Origin of the sequence: Sorangium aterium (assembly GCF_028368935.1) — a bacterium.
Taxonomy (GTDB): Bacteria; Myxococcota_A; Polyangia; order Polyangiales; family Polyangiaceae; genus Sorangium; species Sorangium atrum.
Map to the genome: position 1 here is coordinate 316,630 of NZ_JAQNDK010000006.1, position 22,671 is coordinate 339,300.

Below are 22,671 nucleotides of genomic sequence, written 5' to 3' on the forward strand. Positions count from 1 at the left end.
GCGGACCGTAAGCTTGCATCCAGCGGAGTATCCACCTTCTGGAGGAGCCGCTCAACGTGGAATGCTGCGACGGAACGGCGGCAGAGCGGATCGCTCGGCGTGTCGCAGCAGGGTGTCTTGGGTGGAGTGGAGCGCCGAACGCTTACATGTGGCGGCGTCTGCCCACGCGACGCGGCGCTGGTCGACCTCGGCTCGTGCCGGTCTGTGGGGCGCTCGACGCCCTCTATCGTGACGTCGAGCGGGGCGGGACTCGCGCTCGTCGCGCCCCGTCAGGCCGCCTCTTCCTTCTCTTCCAATCGCGCCACCGGCAGCGCCACGAAGAACGTCGACCCCTTGGAGACCACGCTCTCCACCCAGATACGCCCGCCATGGCCCTCGACGACCCGCTGCGCGATCGCGAGCCCCAGCCCCGTCGAGCGCTCGCCGCCGGTGCTGACCGTCCTCGCCCGCCCGAACGGCCGGAAGAGCTTCCCGAGGTCCTCCGCCGCGATCCCGGGCCCCTCGTCCCTCACCGACAGAATCACCTCGGCCCCTCCGCCGGCGTCACCCCCGCGGCCCCCCTCGACCCGGACGCGGATGGTCGTGCCCGGAGGCGAGTAGTGGATGGCGTTGCTGATGAGGTTGTTGAGCACCTGCTCCAGCTTGTGGACGTCGACCTCGACCCGCGGGACGCCCTCGTCGCTCTCGACGACGAGCTTCATGTTCTTCTGCCCCGCCAGCACCATGTTGAGCGCCACGTTCGACTCGACGAGCTGGACGATATCCGTGCTCTTCCTGTCGAGGTTCAGCTTGCCGAGCTCGATCATCGACACGTCGAGCAGATCGTTGATGAGCGAGAGCATGAATTTGCTCGAGCTCCTGATCATGTTGACGATCTCGACGCCACCCTCCTTGAGCAGCGACGACGGCTCCCCGCGCCGGTGGCTCATCAGCATGAAATCGCTGTAGCCCAGGATGACGCCGAGCGGGTTCCTGAGGTCGTGGGCCGCCATGCCGACGAAGCGGTTCTTCTCCTCGTTCAGCCGGACCAGCTCCGCGTTCTTCGCCGCGAGCTCCTCGTGCATCTGGACGAGCTGCCGGTTGCTCTCCTCCAGCGTGTCGGCGTACTGCTTGAGCTTGAGCTGGCTCCGCTTGTGCTCGATGGCATAGCGGATCGTGCGCTCGAGGATCTGCGCGTCGAACCTCCCCTTCACCAGGTAATCCGCGACGCCCGCGCTCATCGCGGCCATGTCGATCTCGTCGTCGCCGACCCCCGTCAGCATGATGATGGGGATCGCGCAGCCGAGGTGGTTGGCCTCGCGCACGACGTCGAGGCCCGTCCGAGCGTCGAGCCGGAAGTCGAGGAGGCAGACGTCGTAGCCGCCGGCGCGCAGCGCCCGGATCGCCTCGTCCGAGCTGCTCAGCCACGTCACGTCGTACCGGGTGCGGGGAGCGTCGCGGAGGAGCCTCCGCGTGACGAGGTGGTCGACCTCGTCGTCATCCACAAGCAGGACCTTCATCTCGCTGTCGTTCATCGGGGGCCTCGCCCACGCCGGACATCGGCGATCTCCCGCCGGCAAGCTTCGCGCCACGCCGCCTGCTCCACCCCCACCGTGGCGGGGGCCAGGGTCTTCGCCCCGACCTTCATTGCCGGCGCTTCTGCTCTTCGGCGACGCCCACGAGCGCGCGCGCCAGGGTGATGAGCTGCCCCGCGTCGAACGGCTTGACGAGGAACGCCGACGCGCCGAGGCGCGACAGGCACTGCCAGTCGGCCGCGCCCCCGGTCCCCGTCGCCACGATGATCGGAAAATCCCCTTGTGGGAGCTTGCGCACCGCCGCCGTGAGCGCGATCCCATCCAGGCCGGGCATGTCGAGGTCGAACACGCCGAGGGAAGGGCGGTTCGCCTCGATGGCCGCGAGCGCCGCGGCGCCGTCGGGCGCCGTCTCGATGGCCGCGCCGGGCAGCGCCTCCGCGAGGACGCTGGTGAGGAAGCTGCGGAACGACGGGCTGTCGTCGGCGACCATGACGCGCGTCGTGCGCGCGTACGCCGGCATGGCGCCGCGCGCGTCGAGCAGCGCCTCGCGCAGCGCCTCCGCGCTCGCCGTGCGCTGGTCGGGCTCCTTGGCCAGCGCCGCGAGCACCGGCGCGTCGAACGACGCCGGCAGCTCCGTGCAGAGCTCGCTCGGCGGGATCGGGGGCTGATACGCGTGCTGCATGACCAGATCGACGGTGCTCGTGCTCTGGAACGGCAGGCGGCCGGCGAGCAGGTAGTACGCGACCACCCCGAGCGCGTAGACGTCGATGCGCGGCAGCAGCGCGGGATCGAGCTGCCGGCCCAGCGCCACCTCCGGCGCCAGGTACGCCGGGGTGCCGGAGAAGGCGAGCTCGATCCGATCGCCGCGGGGGATCCGCTTCGCGAGCCCGAGATCGGCCACCACCACGCGGAGGGCCTGGCCGACGAGGATGTTGCTCGGCTTGACGTCGCGGTGGGCGATGCCCGAGGCGTGGATCGCCGAGACGCCGAGGCAGGCCTGGTCGAGGACGCTCAGGGCCTCGTCGAGGCCGAGCCGGCCTCCCTTGCTGTGGACATGCGTGTCGAGCGTGACCCCGGGCACGTACTGCATGACGAAATACGGCGCGTTCTCGTACTCGCCGAACGCATAGATCTCGACGACGTTCGGGTGGTGGACGCGCGCCATCGCCCGCGCCTCCGCCAGCAGGCGGGCCTGCATCTGCGCGTTGTCGAGCTGCTCGGGCCGGAGCAGCTTGATGGCGACGTCCCGCTGGAGCTGCTCGTCGCGCGCCAGGAGGATGACGCCCATCGCCCCTTCTCCAAGGCGACCGAGGACGCGGTAGACCCCTCCAAGCAAGGTGCCCTCGGGCGGCACCTGAACCGCGCTGCCTCCCTCGTGCATGCTCGAGCGCGCCGCGGCCTTCCAGAGGTCCTCGTCGCTCAGCGTGGAGCCGTCGCCGTCCCGCTCGGCCGGCGGCTCCGCCCGCCCGGGAGGACGGTCGCGTACCACGGTGTCGACGCCCTGCAGCGTATCCGCGACGTCGGGCACGAGCGGCGCGGGGGGATCGCCGCCGTTCGCGCTTCCAGTGCTGAAGCCGGGCGAGCCGTCCGCCGCGTCTGCCATGGTGCGCATGATACGTGCCCTGCGCATGCCTATCAACGGAGAGCGTCATGCGCTGCAGCTGCGAACCGCGGTGCACGCGGCGGTCTGGCGGCGTGTCGCGGGCGCGTCACGGTCAAGCGGGGTGTCGCTGCTGTGGCAGGATGCCACGCTGCGCGGCGAGCGTGGCTTTGCGCCGCGCTCGCCAGCCGGCCAGGCCAGGCCGTCGCGCGCTCAGAGGACGCCGATCCCGGCGAGGTACGCCCTGGCGAGGTGGAGATTGTCGTTCTGGGAGGGGTGGAAATCGCGTCGCACGTACTCGCGGGCGCCGCGGAGGAACACGCGCCTCACGATGAACCTGCGCCGCACGGGCGGGATGCGCTCCGTCGATTTTTCGCGCTCGCGCTCGCCGCGGCGGGGGAGCTCCTGGACGAGCAGCACGAGCAGGGCGGCGAGCCAGAACATCGCGAGCGTGGACGTGGCGAGCGCGAAGCCGCGCATGCGCAGGCGATAGCTCGGGTCGATCGCTTTCAGCACGTCGAAGGCGACGGCCTTGTGCTCGATCTCCTCGGCGGCGTGCCAGAGCAGGAGCGCCCTCGCGGTCGGGTGCGCGAGGTCGAGCGTCCCCTCCTGGAGCGCCTCCTCGGCCAGGATCGCGGTGTAGTGCTCGAGCGCCGCGGTGGCCGACAGCCGCAGCTCGGGAGAGCAGAGGCGCTCGATACCGTCGTAGGCGATCCGCTCGTAGGCGCGGAGGAACCGGTCGATCTCGTAGCCCTGCTCGCGGAGCAGGTCGAAGAACCGCTCGTGCGCCTTCGCGTGGTGGCCCTCCTGCCCGAAGAACGCCCTCACCTGGGCGCGCAGCGCCGGGTCCTCCACGCGGTCGGCATAACGCGCGACGCTCCGGATGAAGAAGCGCTCGCCCGCGGGGAACAGCAGGTTGACGGCGTTGGCGATGTGGGTCGGCAGCGCCTGGCCCCCGAGCCAGTGGCGGGTGAGGCCCTGCTCGAAGGCCACGGGCGGCTGGCGCGGTCTGAGGGGCGACGGGTCGGCGATCATCGAGCTCTCCTCCTCCCCATGAACGTGAATCGCATCGTGTCGGGCACCAGCTCATCGCATGGATCCTCCGCAAGCTCAATGGAGAGGACCCTCCTGCTGGGCTCGGGTAGAGGCATTGGGCGGTGCCAGGCGTGCGCTGCGCCATCGGGTCGAGCCATGTCGACGGTTCGACGGTTCGCTCGCCGAGGTCCGGGCGAACACATAAAAAGATCTCATGGTTTCTTTGGGCTCGGGATCCGGTGCAGCCGCATCCATGAGCGCGCGTTCCCGCCGCCTGTGCGGGGCCGTCCAGCGCACGGCGGACGGGATCAGGGATTGTAGCGGCGGCCGCTGCGGTAGCTCGCGATGGCCAGCTCCACCGGCCGGAACAGCGGGCTGGGCAGCGCGTCGAGCGGGTACCAGCCCCAGCCGGCGATCTTGTGGGGCTCGCGCTCCTCGAGCTCGCCGTCGAACTCCTCCGCGAGGAGCTGGATGTCCACGTAGTGCTTGCCGTAGGCGAGGATGTTGCTCAGGCAAAGGAAGGAGAGCTTCCTGACGAGGAGGCCGCTCTCCTCGCGCACCTCGCGGATGGCGCAGTCCTCGAACGACTCGCCGAGCTCGAGGTGGCCGCCGCACCACGAGTAGCTGCCGTCGCCGTGGCTGCCGCGCCGCCGCGCGAGCAGCACGCGCCCGTCGCGCACCATCATGACGCCCACGCCGACCAGCGGCCGCTCCGCGGCGTTCCCTCCGACGATCGCCTCTCCCAAGGACACCTCCCGCGCGCGACACCCGTCGTGCGTGGCGCGCGCTCTAGCACGGCGCGCTCTGGCAAGGCGCGCAGCGGCGCCGCTCGAAAGGCGTCCGGTCGACCCGCCGCCCCCGCTGCGCGAGCCGCGCCGCCCGCGCGGCGCACGGAGCCACCTCGCGCACGTGCAAGCGCCGGTACCGATTGACTTTTCAGTGAACACGCGTACCGTGCCAGACCCGATGGATGCGTCCTTGCCCTGGGAGCTGAACCCCGTCCTCCAGCAGAGTCGGCTCGTCCTCCTGGCGCAGACGGCGGTCGATGTCCGCAACAAGGCGTTCAGCGAGGCGAACCGCGAGGAGGGCGATACCAGCTGGGGCATCGGCTGCAAGGCGCACGAGCGGTTCGGTCATTCCCTCTGCAAGCTGGAAGAGAGCGGGAAACACCCCTGGCTCTCCGTCCATCGAGATGGGCTGTACTTCATGCCGCACATCGAGGGCGTTGCGGTGCGCGTGTACCGCGGTCCGGCCGACAAACCCTCGCAGCGGCACCTCGAGGCCGCGCGCAGCGAGCACGGTCGCCGCGCGGAGTCGCGACAGATGGCCTTCTCGTTCATGGGGGGAGAAACCGAGCCGGATGGCCCGTGGTTCTGGATGATGGCCGTCGAGACGGACGTCGAGGGGAGGGCGCTCCGCGCCGTGTTCTTCCAGGCCAACGAGGCCGGCGGGACCCGGCACGCATGGGAGGCCCCGGTCGAGAGCGTGTCCGCTGCGCCTGCGCCTGCGCCAGAGCCTGGAGACAAGCCGGCGCGCCCGGCGCGCCCGCGCCCGGCCCAGGGCCAGCAGGCGAAGGACGCGCCCGCGTCGCGCGACGGACGGCCGTTGTTCCGCGCGCAGACCATGACCCTTCCGCTCGTGTCGCAGCCGAGCTGACCGCCGCCGAAAGAGGCGGATCTGCCGGTGCGGATCTGCCGGTAATGAGTGCTGTCCAACAGCGGTGAGCCACCGGCGCGACACCCGCGCAGGAGCCCGGCTACACCGGCATTCCCATCGTCCGGCGGAGCGCGTCGAACTCCTCGGTGAAGCGCCCGTTCCGGCCTCGCAGAACGAGCGGCGGCTCGTCGTGGCACGACGTCACGGCCTCGGCGCGGCGCAGGGCATAGACCGAGAACAGGGCCACCTTGCCGTCCTTGGGGACGACGTCGCGCCACGCCTCGAGCGCGAGCCCCGCCGCAGCCGCCGCCGCCTCGACGCGAGGCCGCTGCCGCGCCGCCGCGCAGGCCACGAACGGCGCGCCGGGAGCGAGCAGCCGCGCGGCCGCGAGGCAGTAGTCCTCCACGCCGCCGCGGTGCTCGAAGCGGCACGGCCCGCACTGGACCCGACCGGATTCGATGCCGGTGCCGACCGGCAGGTACGGCGGCGTCCCCGTCACGAGGTCCGCAGGCGCGAGCCCGTCGAGCACCGCCGGATCGCGCAGGTCCCCCCACCGGACCTCGCCGCGTGCGTCGACGCCGTTCCACGCGACCGAGCGCCGCGCCATCGAGGCGCTCACCTCCTGCGCCTCCACGCCCGCGCAGCGCGCGTCCGGGAAGCGCCACGCGGTGAACAGGAGCACCGTGCCGATGCCGCAGCCCAGGTCGACCGTGCGGAGCGGGGGCGCGTGCGCCACCCGCTCGGCCGCGAACCAGGCGGTCACGAGGTCGTCGGCCGACCAGCGGTGCCCGTCGAGCCGCTGCAGGATCCGGAAGTCGCCCGACAGATAGCAGAGGTCCTCGCCGGGGCCGGGCCAGACGTCCGGGCGATCCGGCGTCGCCGGCTGCGGCCCGGGGACGACCCACCCGGGCGGCCGGCGCGCAGGGCGCACGACCCCGCCGCGCGGCGCGAGGGACGGCTGGACATCAGGGGGAGCGATCATCGACCCCATGTACCACGCCCCTGCGGCGCCAGGGGCGCGCGCCATCCCCCTCGAACGCGCGGCCCCGCGTGGAGCGCGGCGGCCCCGCGGCTTCAGCGGTTCGCGCAGCGATCCTCGAGCGAGGGATCATCGCAGAAGAGGCACGGGATGGTCTCGCAGTCCAGCGGAGGGCACGACTTGGGGCATGTCGGCTCGCTCGGGTCACAGTCGATGATCTGCCAGGTGAGCAAGCCCATGTCGTCCGGGTTGTCCGGACAATTGCACTTGTTCGCGTTCAAGGCGTGTGTTGCCACCATGGTGACGGTATGGCACTCCCGCACCGGCGTCGCTCCGTCGTTCGGGAAAGCCACGAGGCCGAAGTTCAACGTGGCCGTGATGACGCGCTGTCCGTCGGCGATGGCCCCGGCCGGGAACGAGGGCAATTCCGCGAACCTCCGGTACGGATACGGGTAGTCTTCCGATGTGCGGCTCCCGTAGTCGACGTACAGGGCGATCCGCACGGGATCACCGCTGTCCTCGGACAGCACCGTCGCGACGAAATCCTTCGATCTGTAGTTGGATTTGTCCTCCGGAGTGACGTGTATGGGCCTGTGCGGGAGAGGGGAGACCGCCGTGAGCACCGGTGCGGTCTGCTCGGGATGCTCGTACACCGGCGGCGAGACCACGAGGCAGCCCGTGGTCGAGACGGCGAGCGCTGCCGCCGCGAGCGAGCGAACGAGCGCGGCGGGGCAGCGCGAGCGCGCCGCGAAGGCGGCAGCGCGGCGAGGGAAAGGGCGGGACGGAGCGATCATGGTGGCGCTGTGCAGGGACCGATGGGGTTGGGGCCGTGCTGGATTCTGGGACTCTACCTGCTGGGGCGATGTGCGGTTGATCTAGCTGGAATCTGGCGGCCGCCGCGCAGGGCGGGGCCCACGCGGCCCCGCCACTTGCGCCGCGAGGTCACTTGCGCGGGGTCGCCGGCGCGCTCTCCAGCGCGTAGACGACCTTCACCTGCGTGCCGAACGGGACCTCGCCGGACGACACGGGCGTACCGATGTCCGCGGAGTACCCGCCGGAGGCGGCCATGGGGCGGGGGGCGTAGATCGGGCCCTGCTCGACGACCTCGCTGATCGAGACGACGTGGCCGAGCGAGACGCCCTGGAGCCTGGCGAGCGCCTCGGCGCGAGCCCGCGCGTCCGCGATCGCCTTCTCCCGCGCGCGCGCCTCGAGCGGGTCGGTCTCGTCGAGGCCGAACGAGACGCCCCAGACGTTGTTCGCGCCGGCGGCCACGGCCGCGTCGAGCACCGCCCCGACCTGATCGAGCTTGCGGATCACGACCATCACCGTGTTGCTCACCTGATAGAAGTGCGTCGGCGGAGGCGGCGCTGCCGGCGCCAGGTCGGCAGGCGGCGGCTTCGGCGCGGGCGTCGGCGTCGGCTTCGGTCCGCGCCCCGCGGGCGCCGCGGGCGCCGCGGCCGGCGCCGCCGGCGCGGGCGCGGGCGCCGGCGGCGCGTAGCCCATGGCCATCCAGGGCGGCACGTCGGACTGCCGCACGAGCTGGATGGAGTAGTTGCTGGTCTGGATGTCCTTCTCGGCCAGGCCGGCGTTCTTGAGCGCGGCGAGGATCTCGGTCATGCGCGCCGCGGCCAGCTTCGTCGCCTCGTGCACCGTCGGCGCCATCACCTCGATGCCCATCTGGGCCCGGGCGACGTCAGGCCTCGCGCTGACGTCGCCGCGGCCGACGACCGTGATGGTGTTGACCTCCGGAGCGTTGGCCAGGGGCGGCGACGCCTGCGCCGCGCACGCGGCGAGGAGCGGTGTGACCGAGAGCAGGAGCCCGGCGAGGCACGTGCGGGACAGGGAGCGCTGGTTCTTCATGCCCGTGCAACGCGCGCCGCCCACGGCGGCTTACAGGGGGGCGCCCCCTCGGCGCTCGCCGCCGCGAGCAGACCGACGGGCCGCTCCCCGAGGCGCTCCGGCGATGCCCGAGGCGGCGGCGTTGCTCCCCCTCGGCAAGTTGTTCCACGCCGCGCCGGGTGCGCTATGGTCGTTCACGTGCTCACAATACCCAGCGATGAAGAGGCCCTCGGAGGTCTGCAGGGTGCCACGATCGCCAGCGACCTCTCGTCAAGCATCGGCTACCGCATCGTGTCGCGCGCCGGGGCCGGGGCGATGTTCGTCTCGTTCTACGCGGTCCGCACCGCGCCCGAAGGCGAGACGCCCGTGGTCGTCAAGATCCTCCGGCCGTCGCTCTTCAGGCAGATGGGTCCGTCAGCGGCCGTCATCGTGAAGAAAGAGGCGGTGTCCCTCGGCCGCCTCAACGAGCAGGTCCCTCCGACCCCCTTCGTGGTCCGGCTCATCGACACCGGCACGTTCGAGGTCCGCCGCGGCACGAAGGCGCTCAATCTTCCCTGGATCACCATCGAGTACGTGCACGGCGGCGTGCAGGGCGTGACGCTCCGGCAGCGGGTGCAGGGGACCATCCAGGCCACGGGCCACGCGTTCGATCCTGCGCGCGCGACGCGCGCCATCGAGTGCATCACGAGCGGGCTGTCGGCGGTGCACGACGTCGGCGTCGTCCATCGGCAGCTCACGCCGGAGAGCATCCTCTGCTGCGGCTCCGGCGACGACGAGCTGTTCAAGATCAGCGACTTCGGCATGGCGCGGCCGCGCGGCATCCGCGAGACGATCATGGCCGGCGTCGTCGGCAACGCCGGGGTCGCGCCGCCGGAGATGCTGTCCGCGGATCCGAGCACGATCGGCCCGTGGACCGACATCTTCAACCTCGCGTCCGTCATCTTCTTCCTGCTCACGGGCGAGGAGTACATCATCGCGGAGTCGCAGGCGCAGGCGCTCATGGCCGCCATGGCGCGCGCGCGCCGGAGCATCGTCGAGACGCGGTGGCTCCACCCCGCGCTGCGCGCCAACGAGCAGGCGTGCAAGTCGATCGACTTCGCGCTCCGCTGGGCGTCCACCGGCGAGGCGCAGGAGCGCCTCCAGGAGGCGGTGGCCGTGGCCGCGATGCTCTCGCCGTACCTCCGCCCCGCCTCGCCGATCTCCGCGCTGGAGCAGCGGATCGTGGCGAGCGCCGGCGAGCAGCGCGTGCGCGCCGCCGAGGAGGTCGGTCCGATGACCGTCCCGTCCACGCACCTGAAGGCGCCGGTGCTGCTCAAGGGGGAGCTCGGCCAGACGCTGCTGTCGCCGCGAAACGCCAAGGCCGCCGAGCGCCCGAGCCAGGACCGCCCGATCGAGGCCGAGATCATCACTGTGCCCCCGCGCGCCTCGCGGGAGCCCGCGCCGCGCCTGTCGGCGGTCGTCGAGCGCTGGACGTGGAGCGTGCTCCACCACCCGAGCCTCGATTCGGTCATCCGGAGCGTGGCCTGGGACGGCTATGGCCGGTGCCTCGCCGCGGCCACGGGGGGGCTGCTCTTCTGGAACGGGACGAGCTGGAGCGAGGCGTCGTCCGGCGGACTCCCGAGCCCGCAGGGCGTGCGCTTCGTGCACCGGATCGGGCCCGGCCGGTGGCTGATCGGCGGCGACGCCTCGACGCTCGCTGTGTACACGACGGGCGGCGTGACGGGCGTCTTCCAGCTGCCGGGAGAGCCGCAGAGCCACGTCGCGCTGAGCGGCGACCTCGAGGACATGGGCATCCTCGTCTCGACGACGCCGAACGATCCGCGGCCGCTCCTCCACGCGTTCATCGCCAAGCGCTGGCTGCGGCCGATGCCGGCCGACGGCGTCGCGCTCCTCGCCGCGGTCGCGCGCGTCGAGGACGAGCGGTGGCTCGTCGTCGGCCGATCGAGCAAGGGCGAGGGGCTCGTCGCGCTCTACGCGCCGCTCGACTGGCACCTGGAGCGCATCCCGGCGCCGCCCGCGCGGGCGTTCGTCGCGTGCGCCGGGCGGCCCGATCTCGGCGTGGGCATCGCCGTCGGCGCGGAGGGGAGCGTCGTCTGGCGGTACGGGCAGAGCATCTTCACGGAGAACATCGAGCCGCGGCGCGCCCTGTCGGCCGCGACGATCGACGCGGAGGGGCGCGCCTGGGCGGGCAGCGCGGGGCGCATCTGGGTGCGGCGCGGCGGCATCCCGCCCATGGCGGGGGTGTGGGAGTGCGTCTGGGAGAACGACGCGTGGGTCGGCCCGGTCGTGTCGCTGTTCGTCGACGGCGAGGTGGTCGTCGCCATCACCGCGGACGGCGGCATCATCGAGGGCCGCGTCACGGGCTGACGAGCCCGGCGAGCCGCCATCACCGCGGCGCGCGGTACCTGGCCACGACGAGCGTGATGTCGTCGTCCGGGCTCGGGCACCAGCCGTCGACCTCCCGCAGGATCCGGTCGCGGATGTCGTCGACAGGCGTGTCCTGGGCGGCTTCGACGGTGGAGCAGAGCCGCGAGAGCCCGAACTGCTCCCGGTGCGCGTTGCGCGCCTCCGTCACCCCGTCGCTGTAGAGCACGAGCAGGTCGCCGTCCTCGAGGAGGAGCTCGGCGTCCCTGGTCATCGCGTCGATGGACGGCAGGACGCCGACCCACACGCCGGAGCTCGGGATGCACTCGCTCCTCCGCGTCCTCGCGCGGCACACGATGATGTCGTCGTGCGCGCCCGCGAACGTCACCCGCCCGCCGCGCTCGTAGCGCAGCAGCAGCAGGGTCGCGTGCTCGTCGCGCTTCAGCCGGTCGCGGATGTTGTCGTAGATCGCCCGGTTGAGCGCCGAGACGACCTCGCTCGGGCGGGCGCTCGGATCCCTGCGGGTCATGGCCGCGACCATGCTCTGGATCATCAACATGACGAGGCCCGCCACGAGCCCGTGCCCCGCGACGTCGCCGATCCCGAGCCACCCGCCATCCCGCGTCGGGAGCACGTCGTAGTAGTCGCCGCCGACCTCCGCGGCCGGCCGCATCATCGCGGAGAGCTCGAGCCCGTCCACCAAGAGGTGCGCCGGGACGAGCGTGGTCTGGATGTGCTTCGCGACGAGGGTCTCCTGATCGACCCTCTCCTGCTCCAGCCGCTCGCGGATCTCCACGTGCCGGACGATCTCCCGGTGCATCGACACCGCCTTCATCGCGGAGCCGATCTGGAGGCGCACCGCGTCGTAGACCGTCTCGTTCGCGCCGCTGTTGACGAGCGCGATGCCGTAGTGCTCCGTCTCCCCGAACGTGAGCGGCATCGCGACGACGCTCCAGCGCTCCGACGAGCTCAGGAATCCGGGCGGCGCGAGGCACGCGGACGCGAAGGTCCCGGGCGGCGGCTCCACCTCGCGGCTGTTCTCCATCAGAAAGAGCGACTGCAAGGTGGCGCGCTGGGGGTCGTCGAAGAGCGATATGGCGACGTGCGTGAGATCCAGCTTCGGCAGCTCCGCCGCGAGCGTGCGCCGGAGGGTGGGCATGCCCAGGCAGGTCGAGAAGAACATGCCGGTCCAGCTGAGGTTGACCGACGCGCGCTCCAGGTACAGCCGCTTCTCGCCCTCGGCGCGCACGGAGGCGTTGCTGATCAGGACGCGGCACGTGTGCCAGAGCCGCTCGAGGCGGTCGTCGGAGGCGCGGCCGGGCGCCCGGCCGATCTTCGCGCGGAGCAGCGTGATCGCGCCCTGGAACTGGTCGAGGGCGACGCCCTCGCGCGCCGCCGCGTCGAGGACGTCCTGGAGCGCCGTCAGGAAGCGGTCCTCCCGCCCCGTCAGCTCCTCCTCGAGCGCCGACAGCAGCTCTCGGGGCCAGGCCTGAAGCGACGCCGCCGGGACCGTCACGCACCGCGCGAGCGCGCGCTCCAGGGGCTCCTGCTGCGCGGCGACGGAGAGCGGCTCGCGGCGCGGAGGCGCCCCGGTCGGGCGCGGGAGGGCAGAATAGTAGCCGCAGCCGCACGACTCGCGCCGCGTGAGCTCGACGGGAAGGAGGCTGCACTCCGGCACACGCTCGCCGCGGAGCTGGCGCACGACGGTCTCGACGGCGAGCGCCCCGAGCTCCTTGATCGGATGGCGGACGGTCGTCAACGACGGCCTGGTGACGCGCGAGACGGCGACGTCGTCGAACCCGCACACGAGGACGTCGCCAGGGATGTCGACGCCGTGCGCCTTCAGCGTGTCCATCGCGCCGAGGGCCATGTTGTCGTTGCCGGCGACGACGGCATCGAACTCGACCCTGCGCCCGAGGAGCTCGCGCATCGCGCGGCGGCCGCCGTCGATCAGAAAATCGCCGTACACGAAGAGGCGCTCGTCATAGGGGAGCGCGCGCGCCTCGAGGGCCCTCCGGTACGCCCCGGCGCGCAGCTTCGCCTCCTCGTTGTTGGCCGGCCCGCTGATGTAGGCGACGCGCTTGCACGCGTGATCGTCGAGCACGTGCGCGACCGCCGCCTCCCCCCCGACCGCGTTGTCGACGATGACGCTCGGGATGCCGTCCAGCGCGAGCCCCACGCTGCACACGGGCAAGGGCGCGAACGCTCGGCAGAACTCGTGCGCTCCCTCGGAGCCGACGTAGTTGGTGAGCGCCGACGACATGATCACCGCCCCATCGACCGTCGTCGCGCCGATGAGCGAATAGATCCCGCCCCGGGCGTCCAGCGTGTAGCCCTGGCGGGCGCGCGTCTCGCCGAAGGCCACGATGAGGTTGACGCCGTGCGCCTCGGCCGCGCGCTCGACCCCGAAGCGCGCCTCGGACTGGTACTCGCCGCAAAGATAGTCGGTCAGGAGGGCGATCGTGTGGCGCTTCGCCGCCATGATCTATCGCTCCCCGTTCACTTGTCGTGGATGGAGACGAGGCCGGGGGACATGCGCTCCAGGGCCGCCAGGCTCCGCCGCTGCCACCCGAGCCTCGCGTCCGTGATGAACCGAACCTTGCACTTGGGGCCATCGCCGGTGACGCCGGCGATGAAGGCGATGAACGCCTTCAGGCAGCTCGAGTTCAGGAAGTACAGCGCGCGTATGTCGAACTCCACGGCTGCGAGCGAGAGGCGCCGCACCTCGTGCTGGACCTCCTTGCAATAGGCGCCGAGCGGCGCGGCCGCCGCCATGTCGCCCGTCCCGGTGAGCTTGATACTCAGGCGATCGCCGAGCAGCGCCGGCTCGATGCCGAAGCTGTCCGTGGTGACGCGATCAACCCTTAGGCTGTCCATTCATCCTCCACCGCTCGAGCGGCGCGTGCGCGATGATCGTGAGCTCGTTGCCCTCGATCTTGTAGTCGACGTCGAGCCCTCCCTCGGCGCGGACGCGCGCGAGGCCCAGGCCGGAGACGCCCTCGACCATCGCTGTCTCCGTGATGAGGTCGTCGTAGTGCTTCAGCGGGTCGCTCGCCGTCTTCAGGTCGAGCAGCCGCTTCTCGACCTCTCGCAGCCGCTCCGGCGACGCCTCGTTGCGCGCGCGGATCTTCATGATGTGCGACCTCTCGTCCTCCTCCAGCGCGAGCTCGAGGCTGACGCGAGGGCCGGTGGAGTATTTCGTGATGTTCTCGGCGAGCTCGTGCGCGGCCATGTAGAACCGCGAGCTCACATTCGCGTCGTCCAGCACGGCGCCGCAGAAGCTGGACACCAGCCGCAGCACCGCCGTCGCCAGGCGCTCGCTCGGAAAGAAGGTGATGCAGAGGAATAGCGAGGCGCTCTGCGTCGGTTCGGGGGATGACACAATCTGTTATGTTACGCCGCCCTGGCGCAGGATCCAACCACTAGTTCCGCGGGCGGCGCGGCTTCTCTCGTGGCTCTCGTGATTCCCGTGAGGGCGAGCGCGGAACGGAGAGGGCGCCCGGAGCGAGCTCCGCCTTCGCCATTGAGCTTCCGATGTGATGCGGTTCTCACCTCGGAATGTGATGCGCTTCGCAGTTCGAGCGGCGGCGCACTTCGCACCAGGGCATAACGCGACGCGTTGTCCGCGGCGGAGTGGCATGCTCGTTGATCCTGCTCGTCGATGACGAACGTGGCGTCCATCGGCGCCCAGGTGTGTCCATGGATCCGGTGCGGCCACCGCGCCCCTCGCGCACATACGCCTTCACCTGAGGGAAAGATCCCGCCGGGCGACCCTGCAAGGAGGGTATTGCTGAATGAAACAACGACGCTTCTCGCTCGGGCCGCCCTGGCCACTCGGGCTGTCGCGCCGCCGCCCGCATCGCTTGGCGGCGATGACGGGCCTCCCTTTTCTCGTGGTGCGCGGCGTCCTGGCCGGCGCCGCCGCGGCGGCAGCGGCCATCGGCTGCAGCACCGCGCCCGGGACGGAGGGCGAGCCCGGGCGCCCCGCCGGCGCGAGTCACGGTGTCGGAGAGGGCGATTCGGTGGCGCTCGGAGCGGCCCCAGCAGCGCTCTCGAGCGATGGTGCGGTGTGCGTCACCATCCAGCGTGGAGCTCTCGGCACGGTGAGAGATGCGACACTGTGGCAAAACGCTCCGGGGTGGAACGACTCCGCATCTCCGAACCTCTCGACGGGGTGGGCCGCGGGCGCCGGCCGCCGCCGGTCTGTCGTGTACTTCGGGCTCTCTCCCGTGCCGGTCGGCGCGACGGTCCTCTCTGCCTCGCTGGTCTTCCATCAGACGTACGCGGTGGAGAGCAGCGCTGTGAGCGTACACCGCGTCACGATCCCGTGGGACGAGCGCACCGTCACCTGGTCGAGCCTCGGGGACAGCGGCTTTGAAGGCGAGAGCGCGGCGACCATCGCGGCCGAGGCGGGCGTCGGCGCTCGGGCGGCGGACGTGTCGGCGCTCGTGCAGTCGTGGGCGCTCGGGACGGCGCGGAACGACGGCGTGCTGCTCGCCGAGGGCGACGAGGAGCGCGCCCACACGACCTACCTGAGGAGCAGCGAGATCGGCAGCGCGCAGGAGCGCCCCAGGCTCGACGTCTGTTACGTGACCTGCTCGGACGGGGTGATGAACGGCCTCGAGGTGGGCCTCGACTGCGGAGGGCCGCGCTGCGCTCCCTGCACGGGCGCGACGGTCGGCACGTCGAGCGCCGCCGTGTCGAGCGCCGCCGCGTCGAGCGCCGCCGTGTCGAGCGCCGCCGTGTCGAGCGCCGCCGCGTCGAGCTCGACGGGCGCGTCGAGCGCGGCGGGCGATCCGTGCGCCGGCGCGGCCGCGCTGCCGCCCGATCCGCTGCCGCCCGCGCGGCTCTCCGAGACCGGGCTCTACGCCGACATCACGACCCGATCGCGGGCGGCGGGCACGCGCGAGTTTCGTCCTGCTTACGAGCTCTGGTCGGACGGGGCCGCGAAGCGGCGCTTCGTGTACCTGCCGCCCTGCTCCACCGTCGACACGAGCGACATGGATCACTGGTCGCTGCCCGTCGGCGCGCGCTTCTGGAAGGAGTTCCGCGCGGAGGGCGTGGCCGTGGAGACGCGGTTCATCCACCGGTTCGGGCCGGGCATCGATGACTGGCTGTTCGCCGCGTACGCGTGGGATCCTGCGAGGAACGACGCGTTCCTCGTCGAGGAGGGCGTCGAGGACGCGCGCGGGACCGCGCACGACATCCCCCGGACCGCGGACTGCTGGGAGTGCCACGGCAAGCTCCCGGAGCGCGTCCTCGGCTTCAGCGCGCTGCAGCTGAGCCACGATGGACCGGGCGAGACGATCGCGTCCCTGAGCGACGCCGGGTGGCTCACCGTCCCGATGCGGGGAGGGGTGCGCCCGCCGGGCGACGCCCGGGCGGCCGCCGCGCTCGGCTATCTCCATGCGAACTGCGGCAATTGCCACAACAGCACAGGCGTCGCGACCCTGCGGACACGCCTCCTCGCGGCGAACACCACGGTGGAGAGCACCGATACGTACACGACCGGCGTGCGCGTGACGCCCAGCTTCTGGGAGCCCGGCGCGCTCTACCGGATCACGCCGGGAGATCCCGAGTCGAGCGCCGTCGTGCGCCGGATGGAGAACCGCGGCTCCAGGGCCCAGATGCCCCCGATCGCGTCGGACGCCGCCGACGCGGCGGGCCTCGCGGCTGTCCGCTCCTGGATCGAGGACCTCGGGCCGCCGCCCGAGGCAGGGAGCGGCGGCGGCAGCGCAGGCAGCGGCGCAGGCGGCGCGAGCGTTGGCGTCAGCAGCACGAGCGCGAGCTCCGGCTCCGGCGCCAGCAGCGGCGGCTCCGGCGCCAGCAGCGGCGGCTCCGGCGCCAGCAGCGGCGGCTCCGGCGCCAGCAGCGGCGGCTCCGGCGCCGCGTGCGCCGGGGTGCCGCGCCTGAAGCTCACGCAGGTCGCGGCCGGCCTGGCGACCCCCGTCTTCCTCGCCAGCCCGCCGGGCGACCGATCGAGGATGTTCGTCCTCGAAAAGGACGGCATCGTCCGCCTGATCAAGGACGGTGTCCTCCGGTCCACCCCGTTCCTCGAACTCCGGGGCGGCGCCTCGTGCCCGCCGGCGCGGCCGGCGAGCGCGAACCCGCTCGTGTGCGCGCCCAGCCCGACCGCGGAAGGCGGGCTGCTCGGGATGGCGTTTCACCCGGGCTACGCGAGCAACGGCAGGTTCTGGCTCTTCTACACCGCCGCGCCGAGGGGCAACGTCACGATCGCCGAGTTCCGCCGCTCGGCCTCGAACCCCGATGTCGCGGACACGTCGGCGGGGAGCGTGCCTGTCCGGACGCTCCTTGACGCGAATCACGGCGGCTGGAACCACGTGGGCGGCACGCTCGCGTTCGGCCCCGACGGCTACCTCTACGCGTCCGTGGGCGACTCGGCTGTCACGCCGTATTCGGCCTCTCCGGCCAAGGACCTCTCGTCTCCGCTCGGCAAGATCCTGCGGATCGACGTGGACAGCGGGCTCGGCCCTTCAGGCAACCTCTCCGGCGCGGGCGTGAACCCGCTCGTCTGGGACTACGGCCTGCGCAATCCATGGCGCATCAGCTTCGACCGGAGCACCGGGGATCTCTACATCGCCGACGTGGGACAGAACGCGTGGGAAGAGCTCGACATCGAGCCCGCGCGCACCGGGCGGCGCAATTACGGGTGGCCGGCGATGGAGGGTGACCACTGCGTCGCCGCCGGGTGCTCCCGCGTCGGCGTCGCGCCCGCCGTGGAGCACAGCCACTCGAGCGGGGAGGGCGGCTCGATCACGGGCGGCTACGTCTACCGCGGGTCAGCGATCCCGTGCCTCCGGGGAAGGTACGTTTACGGCGACTACGGGACGCACCGCTTCTGGACGCTGCGGTGGGACGGCTCGCGGGTGCGGGATCACGTCGAGATCACGGCGGACCTCGAGTCGCGCCTGCCCGCGGCCTCGTTCGGCGAGGACGCCGCCGGCGAGCTCTATGTCGTCATGCTGACCGGCGAGGTGTTCCGCGTCGATCCGAGGTGAAGGCCCCGCGCCCGAGCGGCGCTATCCCGCGAGCTGCCCGTCGCCCGCCCGGAGCTTCGCGAAGCGCGGGCGCCAGGCCCGGCTCTCGGCGAGCAGCGGCGCGGTGCGCGCGAGGAGCAGCGCCAGATCCTCGGGGCGGCCGGCGTCGAGCAGGGCGCGCGCCCGCCAGTAGAGGAGCTCGACCCGCTGATCGGCGCTGAGGCCGCCGCCCAGCTCGCCGGGCGGCTCCCCCTCCTCGCGCACCGTCGCCCGCGTGCGCGGGCTCTCCATGCCGGACCTCGGATCCTTCACGGCGAGCTGCATGACGCCGAGGAGGGCCTGGGCGTACGGCGGCAGATCCGCGATCGCCCCCTGCGCCCTCAGCCACCGGAGCTGCCGGCTCGCGTCCGCGTGCTCGTCGCGCATCGCATGGATCCGCGCGAGCAGGAGCGCGCTCCTGTAGGCCGGCCTGTCCTTGAGCTGCTCGTCGAGCGAGCGCGCCTGCCGCACCAGGGGCAGCGCCTCGTCCTCGTGCCCCCAGAGGTAGAGCAGCTCCGCGAGCTTGATCGTCGCGTCGCGCTCCGCCAGGGTGCTCGCCTCCTCGCGGGCCAGCTGGACCGCGCGCCGGAGGTCCGCCATCGCGCGATCCGGGGCGTCGAGCGCCGGCCAGAGCTCCGCGCGGCGGACGAGCGCCGCGCAGAGGTGGCCCCGGTCGCCGCGCTCCTCACAGCTGCGCACGGCGTCGTCGAAGCGCCGCTCCGCCTCCTCGAGCTGGCCGGACCGTGCGAGCACGCAGGCCAGCAGCGTGAGCCCCGTCACGTGCGTGTCGTGATCGGCCTCGCGGACGCGCTCCACGCCCTGCGTGAGCCGCTCGAGCGCGTCGTCCAGGTTGCCCTTGCGGAACGCCGAGCGGCCTGCCGCGACCTCGAAGCGCGCGGCGAGCGCGGCGTCGGCGCGGCCCTCGCGGACGTCGAGCAGCGGGATCACCTCCTCGACGCGCGCCGCCGACTCTTCCCAGGAGCCGGCCCAGTCGAGCGCGGTCGCCTCCTCGAGCAGCGCCTCCGCGATCATCCGCGGGTCCTTCATCGTCCGGGCGAGCGCCCCCGCGGAGCGGAGATCGTCGAGCGCCTCGCCGGTGCGCAGGACGCGGTAGCGCACGCGCGCGCGGCCGAGGAGCGCGAGGTACCGCTGGCGCTGATCGTCGCCGTCGGCCCAGAGGAGCGCGGACGCGTAATGGCTCTCTGCCACCGCGTTGTTGTGCCGGTCGCGCTGGAGATCGCCGAGGAGCAGGTACGCGTGCGCCGCGCGCGCGCGCGCCCCGGCGGCCGCGGCGTGGCGCGCGATCGGCTCGAGCAGCTCCGGCGCCCTCGGCCGGGCCTCGGCCCTGAGCTCCCAGACGGCGAGCGCGTGCCGGTGCATCGCCGCGCGCTCCTCCTCCGGGAGCAGCGCGTAGATGGCCTCCTGCAAGAGCGCGCTCCGGAAGGCGTAGCTGGCGCCGCCGCAGAGGGCGCCCTCGCGCGGCGCGGCGTCGTGCGCGCCGCGGGGCACGAGGAGCCCTCGCGCCACCAGCGCGCGCAGGGCGCTCGAGACGTCGACGTGGTCGACGTACGCCGGCGCGCCCTCGCGTTCGAACGCGCGTTGCACGCTCGCCGCCACGTCCTCCGAGACCTCGAAGCCGAGCACCGCGCAGAGCCTCGCGCAGGCGGCGAGCTCCGGCGGGAGCGCCTCGAGCTGCCGCGCGGCGAACCACTGCCACGCGGGCGACGGCGGGAGCCTCTCCAGCTCGGCGGTCGCGAGCTGGTGGCCGCTCGATCTCGCCCGCAGCCGCACGAGGCCCGCCCGCTTGATCGCCCGGGTGAGCTCCACGAGGCCGCGCGGGTTGTAGCCGGCCCACGCGCAGATGCGCCGGAGCGTCGCGCTCGGCGGAGGCTCCGCGGGCCGGAGGAGCTCCGCGCAGAGCAGGAGCCCGGCGGCGTCGTCGAGCGGCGGGAGCGCGACGTGATCGCGCGCGTGGCCGCGGGCGCTCAGCGCGTGGCGCCGCGGCGTCGGCGAGCAGCGCGCCGGCGCGCCGGCGAGCAGCACCCAGAGCGCGACCGACGCCTCGCGCCGCGTCGCGAGGTCGAGCGCGTCGAGCGTGGCGCCGTCGGCGAGGTGCGCGTCGTCGACGATCACGACGACGGGCCGCTCCATCCCCCGGCGGCGGAGCGCCTCTGCGAGCGCCCGGATCACGCTCCCGCGGCGCGGCGGCGGCTGGCCTGCGGAGCCGCCCGTCCAGCCGAGGATCGCGGCCACGGCCGGCCACACCTCGCCGCCGAGCGGCTCTCCGAGCCGCTCGACGCAGAACGCGCGCGGGTCGTCGGGCGCCGCGGGGGCGCCGTCCCTCGCGCCGAGCACCTCGGCGAGCAAGGCGGCCGCGGTCTGGCCGAAGCCGCCCCCGGGCCGCGCGCCGAGCTCCGGCTCGGCGCGCAGCGAGATCACGAGCGCGCCCGGGTGGGCGCGGCGGCTGCTCTCGGCGATCTCCTCGGCGAGCCGCGACTTGCCGACGCCGCGCTCGCCGATCAGCGCGCACAGGCCGGGCCCGAGGCCCGCGAGCGCGCGCTCGCGGCTCTCCTCGACGGCGCCCTGAACGTCGCCGCGCCCGACGAGCGGCGGCGCGGCGCGCGCGGCGCCGCGATGGCCCGAGGGCGGGGGCGCGTCCGGGGCGAAGAAGTAGCGGCCGTCCTCGCTCGCCGCGACGACATCGAACCCGGGATGCGCGGTGACGAGCTCGGCGCTGAGCGCGATGCCCCGCCACGAATCCGCGGGGAGCCACGACTCGGGCCGCTCCACGGCGATCCCGGCGGCGTGCACGCTCTCGGCGTCACGGCGGAGCTTCAACGGCGCGATGTGGATCGCGAGGGGCGCGCCGACCGAAGCGACGATCTCCCGCCCCGCGAGGAGCGCGCGCTCCGCGGCCGCCTCTTTCGGGCCGGGGAAGATCGCGACGAAGCGGTAGCCGCGCTGCCGCGCGAGGTGCCCGTCGTGGCGGGCCACGGCGGCGCGGACCTCGGCCTCGGCGCCGCGGGCCTCCAGGGCGAGCACCACCGTGTCGTGCCGGTCCGTGGAGCCCGTGGCGACATCGTCTCCCGCGGTCGCCGCGGCGCCGGCGGCGCCGCCGGCCAGGGCGAGCGCCTCGGCGCCCGCCGACGCGAGCGCGGCCCGCAGGCCCGCGGCGTCCGCCGGGCGGAGCGCGCGCTCCTTGGCGAGGCAGGCGAGGACGAGGGCCTCGATGGACGGAGGGACCGGGGCGATCTCGCTCGGCCTCGGGGGGAGCCGGCCGAGGTGCCCCTGCGTGACGTTCGCGCGATCGCCCGCGAACGGAGGGCGCAGCGTGAGCAGCTCGAAGAGGAGCGCGCCGAAGGCGTAGAGGTCCGCGCGCGCGTCGAGCGGCTCGCCCCGGAGCCGCTCGGGCGCGGCGTACTCGGGCGTCCCGAGCATGGCGCCCAGCGTGGTGAGCGCGCTGTCCGCCGGGTGGCAGACGACGCCGCGCACGCGCTGCGTGAGGCCGAAGTCGAGGAGCCGCACGCCGCCGTCGGGCTCGAGGAAGACGTTCTCGGGCGCGAGATCCAGGTGGACCAGGCCGCGCTCGTGCACCACCTGGAGGCAGCTCAGCACGCCGAGCGCGACGTCGAGGGCGGAGCGCAGGTCGGGCGCGGCGGGCAGGCCCTCGAGGTGGGCCGCCAGCGTCTCGCCGCGGAGGCGCTCCATCGCGATGTACGCGCGGCCGTCCTCGAGCACGCCGTTCTGGAGCAGGCGAGGCGAGGCCGGGGGGCCGAGCTGCTCGAGCGCCCACGCCTCGCTGCGGAACCGCTCGCGCGCGAGCAGCGAGTGGGCCGTGCTGACCTTGAGCACGGCGGGGGCGCCGTCCTCCGCGCGCGTCGCGGCCCAGATGACCGAGAAGGCGCCTGCCGCGAGCGGCGGGCCGACGAGGAAGCCCGCGACGGACGGCGGCGTCTCGGCGCCGAGATCGACCGGCGCTGGGCGGGACGGCGCCGTGGCTCCGTCCGTCGGGCAGGAGGTGAGCACTGCGAGTCGGCGATGGCAGGAAGGGCAACGCGGCAAGAAGACCTCGGATGACCTCGGGTGGGGCCCGGCGCGATCCGTGACCGATATTACCGGTTATCGGGGTTGCCACGAGCAGGAAAACCGCATTGCGCCACACCGCCTTATGCCCATAGCGAAAGTGCGTGCTCGGTCTGCTCGGTTTGCTCTGTCTTCTCGGTTTGCTCGGTCACCCGCGACATCGTGGGCGTCGTGTCGACACTGGAGGACAGCGGCGGCCTCCGTCGCGCTCCGTGGGAGGGACCGCGGCTCTTGTCCTCCGAGAAGCCGCGCGCGCGAACGGCAGGGGGTGAATCTCCGTCGAACACCCACCTTCGGAGACGTGGTATCGGGTCTTCGCGTGACTGTCGCGCGCGGACGTCGGCGGGGCTCGGCTGAGCCGCGCCGATCCGCGAGCCGTGGTGTATGCTGCTCCGAGCGGTCGGAGGGCTGGATGATCCATCGACAGACGGGCGAGATCGAGCTCACATCCGGGCTTCGCATCGGACCCTCGTACTCGGAAGCGCAGTTCTTGTCGTCGCCGCTCGCGCGGATGGCCAACGCCCTGAGCGAGACGCAGCCGTGGAGCGGATACCGGACGTCGCG

Annotated in this window: 14 protein-coding genes; 3 read left to right on the forward strand and 11 right to left on the reverse strand. The window is 72.8% G+C overall.

Annotation, left to right across the window (positions count from 1 at the left end; all coding sequences use genetic code 11):
- Positions 1 to 269: 269 nt before the first annotated feature.
- The 4 genes from POL72_RS45245 to POL72_RS45260 all read right to left on the reverse strand — a co-directional run bounded on the left by POL72_RS45245 (position 270) and on the right by POL72_RS45260 (position 4,895).
- A complete protein-coding gene (locus tag POL72_RS45245; RefSeq protein WP_272103124.1) occupies positions 270 to 1,499 on the reverse strand; it encodes a hybrid sensor histidine kinase/response regulator in 1,230 nt (409 codons plus the stop codon).
- 124 nt (positions 1,500 to 1,623) lie between these two features.
- The gene (locus POL72_RS45250) at positions 1,624 to 3,126 is read right to left on the reverse strand and encodes a protein kinase domain-containing protein (protein ID WP_272103125.1); all 1,503 of its coding nucleotides are present in this window, start codon (positions 3,124 to 3,126) and stop codon (positions 1,624 to 1,626) included.
- Between the two features lie 201 nt (positions 3,127 to 3,327).
- The gene (locus POL72_RS45255) at positions 3,328 to 4,149 is read right to left on the reverse strand and encodes a metal-dependent hydrolase (RefSeq protein WP_272103126.1); all 822 of its coding nucleotides are present in this window, start codon (positions 4,147 to 4,149) and stop codon (positions 3,328 to 3,330) included.
- 308 nt (positions 4,150 to 4,457) lie between these two features.
- Positions 4,458 to 4,895, reverse strand: a complete 438-nt coding sequence (locus tag POL72_RS45260) for a nucleotide triphosphate diphosphatase NUDT15 (protein WP_272103127.1) — start codon at positions 4,893 to 4,895, stop codon at positions 4,458 to 4,460.
- 193 nt (positions 4,896 to 5,088) lie between these two features.
- Between POL72_RS45260 and POL72_RS45265 the strand changes: the two genes are divergently transcribed.
- Positions 5,089 to 5,805: a hypothetical protein gene (locus POL72_RS45265; protein ID WP_272103128.1), complete on the forward strand. Its 717-nt coding sequence runs from the start codon at positions 5,089 to 5,091 to the stop codon at positions 5,803 to 5,805.
- A 100-nt stretch (positions 5,806 to 5,905) separates the two neighbouring features.
- On the opposite strand, the gene POL72_RS45270 is transcribed toward POL72_RS45265, so the two are convergent.
- From POL72_RS45270 to POL72_RS45280, 3 genes are all read right to left on the reverse strand, one after another.
- On the reverse strand, positions 5,906 to 6,787 hold the full coding sequence (locus POL72_RS45270) for a tRNA1(Val) (adenine(37)-N6)-methyltransferase (RefSeq protein ID WP_272103129.1): 882 nt from the start codon (positions 6,785 to 6,787) through the stop codon (positions 5,906 to 5,908).
- 92 nt (positions 6,788 to 6,879) lie between these two features.
- The gene (locus POL72_RS45275) at positions 6,880 to 7,578 is read right to left on the reverse strand and encodes a hypothetical protein (RefSeq protein WP_272103130.1); all 699 of its coding nucleotides are present in this window, start codon (positions 7,576 to 7,578) and stop codon (positions 6,880 to 6,882) included.
- Between the two features lie 148 nt (positions 7,579 to 7,726).
- Entirely contained in the window at positions 7,727 to 8,644 is a 918-nt protein-coding gene (locus tag POL72_RS45280) for an SIMPL domain-containing protein (protein WP_272103131.1), read from the reverse strand.
- A 177-nt stretch (positions 8,645 to 8,821) separates the two neighbouring features.
- Between POL72_RS45280 and POL72_RS45285 the strand changes: the two genes are divergently transcribed.
- On the forward strand, positions 8,822 to 10,990 hold the full coding sequence (locus tag POL72_RS45285) for a serine/threonine protein kinase (protein ID WP_272103132.1): 2,169 nt from the start codon (positions 8,822 to 8,824) through the stop codon (positions 10,988 to 10,990).
- 19 nt (positions 10,991 to 11,009) lie between these two features.
- Here the strand turns inward: POL72_RS45285 and POL72_RS45290 are convergent, their stop codons facing one another.
- Genes POL72_RS45290 through POL72_RS45300 form a run of 3 tightly spaced genes read right to left on the reverse strand, consistent with a single transcriptional unit; the run spans position 11,010 to position 14,369 of the window.
- Positions 11,010 to 13,469, reverse strand: coding sequence for a SpoIIE family protein phosphatase (locus POL72_RS45290; protein WP_272103133.1), 2,460 nt, complete (start codon positions 13,467 to 13,469; stop codon positions 11,010 to 11,012).
- A 17-nt stretch (positions 13,470 to 13,486) separates the two neighbouring features.
- Positions 13,487 to 13,864: a hypothetical protein gene (locus POL72_RS45295; RefSeq protein ID WP_272103134.1), complete on the reverse strand. Its 378-nt coding sequence runs from the start codon at positions 13,862 to 13,864 to the stop codon at positions 13,487 to 13,489.
- Complete coding sequence (locus POL72_RS45300) at positions 13,845 to 14,369, reverse strand: hypothetical protein (protein ID WP_044964684.1); 525 nt, start codon at positions 14,367 to 14,369, stop codon at positions 13,845 to 13,847. The genes POL72_RS45295 and POL72_RS45300 overlap by 20 nt, the downstream gene beginning before the upstream one ends.
- Positions 14,370 to 15,090: 721 nt before the next feature.
- Here POL72_RS45300 and POL72_RS45305 point away from each other — a divergent pair.
- A complete protein-coding gene (locus POL72_RS45305; RefSeq protein WP_272103135.1) occupies positions 15,091 to 18,006 on the forward strand; it encodes a PQQ-dependent sugar dehydrogenase in 2,916 nt (971 codons plus the stop codon).
- A gap of 21 nt (positions 18,007 to 18,027) precedes the next feature.
- Here the strand turns inward: POL72_RS45305 and POL72_RS45310 are convergent, their stop codons facing one another.
- Positions 18,028 to 22,050: a serine/threonine-protein kinase gene (locus POL72_RS45310; protein WP_272103136.1), complete on the reverse strand. Its 4,023-nt coding sequence runs from the start codon at positions 22,048 to 22,050 to the stop codon at positions 18,028 to 18,030.
- Positions 22,051 to 22,671 lie beyond the last annotated feature (621 nt).